The organism is Klebsiella sp. MS 92-3 (assembly GCF_000195655.1).
Lineage (GTDB): Bacteria > Pseudomonadota > Gammaproteobacteria > Enterobacterales > Enterobacteriaceae > Klebsiella > Klebsiella pneumoniae.
Window position 1 is genome coordinate 48,589 of the sequence record NZ_GL882814.1, and the last position, 6,470, is coordinate 55,058.

A 6,470-nucleotide genomic window follows, 5' to 3' on the forward strand; every position below is an offset into this window, starting at 1 on the left:
CCCCCCCCTGCCGCTGGCGGGCGGCCTCCTGTTCATCCCACCACGGATGGCCAGGGCATTCGCGATAGCCAAACCCGGCGACGGTGGCGGAAAAGAGTTCAATTTTGCCGGAGGGCGTGGAAAGCGGATAGCGCTGCGGATCGGCGCGAAAATCGGCGAGAAAAATTTGCGGCCGCTCCGGCGCGCTGTATTCCAGCACCCCTTGCTGCCAGAAGTCATCGAACGAGGGCAGCGCAATACCCTCCTCCTGCGCCCGCGGTCTTGACTCCTCATAGAGATGACGCAGCCACTGCCCGGCGTCCCGCCCTTCGCTGAACGCTTCTCCGAAGCCCAGCCGCCCGGCCAGATCGCAGAAAATAGCGTAATCGTCACGCGCCTCGCCCACCGGCGGGATCTGCGCGCTCATGGCGATCATAAACCCGTCGTGACCGCCGCTGCCGATATCCTCTCGCTCCAGCGAGGTGGTGGCCGGCAGAACGATATCGGAGAATTTGGCCTGCGCGGTCCAGTACTGCTCATGCACCACCACCGTCTCCGGGCGGCGCCAGGCCTCGCACAGTCGGTTGATGTCCTGATGATGATGAAACGCATTGCCTCCCGCCCAGTAGACTAAACGGATATCGGGATAGCGCCGCTGCTGACCGTCGAACTCATAGGTTTCTCCCGGGTGCAGCAGCATATCGGACAGCCGCGCCACCGGGATAACGCTGTCCACCGCATTCTCTCCGGCGGGTAAGCGCGGGCCGGAAAACGCTTTTCGCACCGCGCCCGCCAGGTTGGTGCAGGCGTAGCCAAACCCGAGGCCGCCGCCCGGGGTGCCGAGCTGTCCCAGCAGCGCGGTCAGGGCCACCGTCGCCCAGTAGGCCTGCTCCCCTTGACGGGCGCGCTGGATAGACCAGGAGATATTCACCATCGTCCGGTGGCGGGCCATCTCCCGCGCCAGGTCGGCGATGCGCTGGGCGTCCAGGCCGGTAATCGCCGCCGCCCACGCCGGGGTTTTCGCTACGCCATCGTGCTCGCCCAACAGATAAGCGCAGTAAGGGGCAAACCCGACGGTATGGCTGGCAACAAACGCCTGGTCGTAGAGAGACTCAGCGATCAGCACATAGCTCAGGGCCAGCAGCAGTGCGGTATCGGTACCCGGCTGAATGGCCAGCCACTCGGCGTCGGGCACCGCGCTGAGGTCATTGCGCACCGGACTGATATTGATAAACCGGGTGCCGTTGGCCTGCATCTTATCCAGCCAGTACTGGAGCATATGGTCATTGGCGCCGCCGCCGTTGACCTGGGCATTGCGCAGCGGCAGTCCGCCGATGGCGACAAACAGCTGACACTCCCGGGCCAGCTCGGAAAAATGGGTATGCTGCCGGTGCAGCGGGCTCAGCGGCCCGAGAATATGCGGCAGAATACGCTCGCCCGCGGCGCTGCTATAGGTATTGGTGCTGGCGGTGTACCCGCCAAAGCCCTTGAGAAACCGGTGCAGCTGGCTCTGCGCATGGTGAAAGCGTCCAGCGCTGGCCCAGCCGTAGGAGCCGCCGTAGATCGCCTCATTGCCGCAGCGCGCCTTGACCGAGCGCAGCTCGCGCGCCAGCAGGTCCAGGGCCACCTCCCAGCTGACTTCGACAAAGGGCTCTTTACCTCGCCCTTCTCGTGACGCCGGCCCGTGCTGGAGATAGCCGGCGCGCACCGCCGGACGGCGAATGCGCGTTTGGCTGGTCACCGCGTCGGGGAGCGACTGGCCGATGCGTGAGGGATTTTTATCCCAGGGCACCGGCTTAACCGCCACGATCTCGCCCTCACGGCTCTCCACCTGCCAGGTTCCCCAGTGCATCACCGTATAATTATGCTGTTTCTTCATAGCGCCCGCGTTCTTCTCAGCTTAAGGTTCATTACAATAAAGCGGGGAAATAGGGTAATAATCCTTACCCGGCCAGACATTGCTCTGCTAAAAAAAGCTTTAGCCCGCGCAATCTTCTTTTTTTCTCTGTAGACGCCGTATTTCCCATGCACTCACAATATTAAGAAAATTGTCTTTATCCGCTAAATAAACACGGAATAAGTCAAAAATAAAACCACAAAATAAAAAGGTCTATCCGCCATCATGAAATATTTTCAGGTTCCTCATGACAAAATAAACTTTTTCTCTGACGTTTCTGCGATATAACATTCCTGGCATAACTTAGACTTATTTTGTATTTGAGGTGGCGAGGTGCTTCTTGTCATGCTACCGGTCCGCAACCACCTTCATCACAGGATCATAATAACAATGTCGCAGAAAAGAAAATTATTGCCTGCCGCGCTGGGACTGCTTTCCCTTGCCTCGCTGAGCGTCGCTGCCGCAGACGCCCTCTCCTTACAGGGAAAAACCATTGGCGTTGCCGTGGTCGGCACTCAGCATTTCTGGGATCGCGAGGCCTTTAAAGGCGCGACAGAGGAGGTGGAGAAGCTGGGGGGCAAAGTCATTGGCGTCGATGGCGGCCGCGATAATCAGGTGCATGCCAATAACCACGATATTTTACTGTCACGCAAGGTGGACGCGGTAATTAGTATTCTCGGCGATAGCGCCGTCGAACCAAAATTTAAAGCATTGCGTGATGCCGGTATCCCGGTATTTACCGTAGATCATGTTTCTCAATATTCGGTCAACAATACTACTTCCGATAACTACACCTTAGGCTCAACCATCGGCCGCTACATGGCGGATGAATTAGGCGGCAAAGGCAACGTCGCCGTATTTAACGCCTTCTCCAGCGCGCTGCGTATTTGCGGAATTCGCTACGATCAGTGGAAATATGTCCTTAAGGATTATCCGGATATTCATATTATCCAGCCCGAGCTCGCGGAACAGTTCGCCAACTCGCCGGAAGACGCGCGCAAGAAAACCCTCGAATTACTCAGCCAGTATCCGAAAGGCAAACTGGACGCCATCCATGTCGCCTGCTGGGATCAACCGGCCATCGGCATCGTCCAGGCGCTGGAAGAGACCGGTCGCGATAAAGACGTGAAAGTGACGGCCATCGACGCCGGTCCGGAGACCCTGGAGATCATGGCGGAGCCCGGCAGCCCGTTCGTGGCTAACGTCGCGCAGCAGCCGCATCTGATCGGCCAGACCTCGGCTGACAACGTGGCCCGCTACTTTGCCGGCCAGAAACTACCGGTGCAAACCTTTATTCCGGTGGTTCCGGTGAAAGGTCCGCAGGAAGCGAAAGCGGTGTATAAACAGTTGGGATACGGCGAGCTGCAGTGATTAATCAACATCCTGGCGGGGAACGCCCCGCCGCTGGTCTGGTCATGGAGCAGATCGGTAAACGTTTTGCCAGCGTCACCGCGCTTAATGCGGTTACCCTGCGCCTCAATCCGGGGGAGATTCATGGCCTGATTGGCGAGAACGGCGCCGGTAAATCGACGCTGATCAAGATCCTCGCCGGTGTCTATCAGGCCGACAGTGGCAGCGCCACCCTCGACGGTCACCCGCTGCCCCTCGGCAATCCGGCAGCCATCGAAGCCGCCGGCATCCGCGTTATCCACCAGGAGTTGAACCTGATCCCGCACTTTACCGTCGCGGAATCGGTGTTTCTGGGCCAGGAGTATCGCACCCGCTGGGGGGCGCTGGATCGCCGACGGATGAAGGCCGCCACGGCGCAATTTTTCCAGCAAAACTGGCAGCTGGCGATCGACCCCGAACGGCTGGTGCGCGACCTGAGCCTGGCCGAGCGCAAGCTGGTGCAGATTGCCCGCGCGCTGATCGACGGCGCGGCGCGGCTGGTGGTGTTCGACGAACCCACCGCCCCCCTGGAGGCGCAGGAGGCCAGTCTGGTCTCCTCCGCTATCCTGCGCCTGCGCGACCAGGGCATTGCCATTCTGTATATTTCCCACTACCTCAATGAGATAGCCACCCTCTGCGACCGCGGCACCGTACTGCGCAACGGGGAAGTGGTCGGTTACCCGGACCGCGACCTGCTGCAGAATACCGAGGCGCTGATCGCCATGATGGTCGGCCGGGAAATCGACCAGCTGTATACTCCGCGCCAGCGCCCGGCGGCAGACAATGGGGCGATCCCGCTGCTCTCGGTGCGCCAGCTGAGCGACGGGCGGCAGCTGCAGGAGCTTTCTTTTGATATTCAGCCGGGCGAAATCGTCGGCGTCGCCGGCCTGCTGGGCGCCGGACGCGATGTGCTGGTCGACTTACTCTACGGCTTACGCCCGGCGGAACGCGGCACCATCCACCTCGAGGGCCGGCCGCGGCGCATTCGTACGCCAAAGCAGGCGATCCGCGCCGGCATGGCGCTGGTGCCGCGCGACCGCCGCCATCAGGGGCTGATCCTGCCCTTCACTACCGCCGACAATATTAATCTCGCCTCGCTGCCGGAGACCGCCACCTTTGGCTGGGAGCGGCGGGGTATCGCCGAGCAGAAAGCGCGCGACTGGATAGAACAGCTGGCGATCCGCCCGGGACGCCCGGGGCTGCCGGTACGCTACATGAGCGGCGGTAATCAGCAAAAAGCGATCCTTGCCCGCTGGCTGGGGACCGATGCCCGGCTGTTTATTCTCGATGAACCCACCCTGGGGGTCGATATCGGCGCCCGCCGGGATATTTATCAACGTACGCGCCAGCTGGCCGATCAAGGACGGGCGGTGCTGGTCTCCTCCAGCGACGCCCCCGAACTGCTCGGACTATGCGACCGGATCCTGGTCCTCTGGCGCGGCGCGCTGGCGGCCAATCTACCCACCCGCGGGCTAACGCTGGACGCCCTGCTGGTGGCGATCAACGGCGGACAGGAGCCTTCACCATGAGTACTGCTATCCAGCGTCGCGGCCGTCCGGGCCTGGCGACGCTGATTGAAAAATTTCCCCTGATCCTGTTTCTGGCGCTGCTGGTATGGCTGAGCGTACAGTCGCCCTACTTTCTCAGCTGGCAAAATATCAGCCTGATGCTGGTCCAGAGCGTTCCGCTGGCAATCCTTTGTTTCGGCCTGGTCTGCGTTATCGCCGTGGGCGGAGATGACGTGGTCTCCGGCGGCATCGACCTCTCCCTGCCGGCGACGGCGGTGCTCGGCGTCGCGCTGCTCAGCCTCGGGCTGGCCGAATGGCACACGCCGTATCTCCTGCTGCTGGCGCTGCTGGCGGCGGTTTGCCTGCTGTGCGGGGCGATCAACGGCTTGCTGGTGCTGGCGGCCGGCCTGCCGCCGCTGCTGGCCACCCTCTCGACCTCGGTGGCGTTTACCGGCCTGACAGATCTGTTGACCGGCCAGCGGCGCATCGCGGTCAGCGATCCGCTGATGGTCGCCTTTCGCGACAACAGCGTGCTGGACCTGCCCTGGCCGCTGGTCTACCTGCTGGGGGTGTTTATCCTGTTCCAGTTCCTGCTCCACCACTCCCGCTTCGGCCAGCATGTGCAGGCGGTGGGCGGCAACCGCGATATGGCGCAGATGAGCGGCCTGAACGTGTGCCGCTTGACCCTGCTGGTCTGGCTGTTAGCGGGCATTGCCGCCGGGCTGGCTATTCTGCCGCTGCTCAGCCAGGGCTCCGGCAGCTCCAGCGGGACGGCCACGCCGCTGCTGCTGGAGACCGTGCTGGCGACCTTTATCGGCGCCGCCTTCTCGCGCCGTCGGGTGGTCACCATCTGGGGCGCGCTGCTGGGGGCAATCCTGGTCAACGCCCTCTCTAACGGGCTCGGCCTGCTGGGGGTCAATATCTTCTGGATGGGCGCCATTAAAGGCGGCCTGATCCTGGTGGTGCTGGCGGCCTCGGCGGTCAGACACAAAGGAGGCGAGGCATGAGTCAAATCACTCTGAAAACCTCTGCGTCGGCGGAACAGACGGCCAGCAGCCCGCTGGCCTGGCTGTCGCGGGCCGGATTTGGCGTCATCATCCTGCTGGCCATCGCCCTGTTTGGCTGGGCGAATCCGGTATTTTTAACCGTGGATAACTGGGCCAACCTGCTGCAGGGCAGCGCGATCCTGCTGATTGTGGCGATGGCGATGACCCTGATCGTCAGCGCCGGGGCGATTGATCTGTCGGTGGGCGTCGCGCTCGATTTCGGCGCCGCCTTCGCCCTCGTCGCCCTGAAAACCTGGCATCTGCCGTGGCAGGCCGCGGTGGGCTGCGCTCTGCTCGGCGGCGTGCTGATTGGCCTGCTCAATGCCTTTCTGATCCTCATCTGCCGGATCCGCCCCTTCCTCGCCACGCTCGGCACCTGGTTTATCGCCAGCAGCGCCGAGCGCATCTATACCGACGGCGGCGGCGCGATAGCCTATCGGCGGATGGCTCCGGAGTATCACGACCTGGCGGTGGGCAACCTTGGCGGGATCCCCACGCCGGTAGCGATCGTGCTGGCGCTGTGGCTGGCGGCCTGGCTGGTTACCGAGCGCACCCTGTGGGGCAAATATGTCCGCGCCATCGGTCAGAACAGCGAAGCGGCGCGTATCGCCGGGATCCGCGATCGCCTGACCATGCTCGGCGTGCTGGTGG

Annotated in this window: 5 protein-coding genes; 4 read left to right on the forward strand and 1 reads right to left on the reverse strand. The window is 62.3% G+C overall.

Features of this window, described 5'->3' with window-relative positions; genetic code table 11:
• Positions 1-1,858 (reverse strand): molybdopterin-dependent oxidoreductase (locus HMPREF9538_RS13025; protein WP_009485201.1); only part of this gene is annotated, 1,858 nt, incomplete at its 3' end.
• A 408-nt stretch (positions 1,859-2,266) separates the two neighbouring features.
• Between HMPREF9538_RS13025 and HMPREF9538_RS13020 the strand changes: the two genes are divergently transcribed.
• The 4 genes from HMPREF9538_RS13020 to HMPREF9538_RS30045 all read left to right on the forward strand — a co-directional run.
• On the forward strand, positions 2,267-3,247 hold the full coding sequence (locus HMPREF9538_RS13020) for a sugar ABC transporter substrate-binding protein (RefSeq protein ID WP_002894353.1): 981 nt from the start codon (positions 2,267-2,269) through the stop codon (positions 3,245-3,247).
• Between the two features lie 44 nt (positions 3,248-3,291).
• Positions 3,292-4,794 (forward strand): sugar ABC transporter ATP-binding protein, encoded by a 1,503-nt coding sequence (locus tag HMPREF9538_RS13015; RefSeq protein ID WP_009485203.1) that lies wholly within the window; start codon positions 3,292-3,294, stop codon positions 4,792-4,794.
• A complete protein-coding gene (locus HMPREF9538_RS13010; protein WP_009485204.1) occupies positions 4,791-5,780 on the forward strand; it encodes an ABC transporter permease in 990 nt (329 codons plus the stop codon). Before HMPREF9538_RS13015 ends, HMPREF9538_RS13010 begins: the two co-directional genes overlap by 4 nt.
• On the forward strand, positions 5,777-6,470 hold a 694-nt coding region (locus HMPREF9538_RS30045; protein WP_009485205.1), incomplete at its 3' end, for an ABC transporter permease. The genes HMPREF9538_RS13010 and HMPREF9538_RS30045, both read left to right, overlap by 4 nt.

Excerpts from the sequence above, each read along its gene's own strand:
- HMPREF9538_RS13020 (WP_002894353.1), top strand. The coding sequence starts at position 2,267 with ATGTCGCAGAAAAGAAAATTATTGCCTGCCGCGCTGGGACTGCTTTCC.
- HMPREF9538_RS13015 (WP_009485203.1), top strand. The coding sequence starts at position 3,292 with ATGGAGCAGATCGGTAAACGTTTTGCCAGCGTCACCGCGCTTAATGCG.
- HMPREF9538_RS13010 (WP_009485204.1), top strand. The coding sequence starts at position 4,791 with ATGAGTACTGCTATCCAGCGTCGCGGCCGTCCGGGCCTGGCGACGCTG.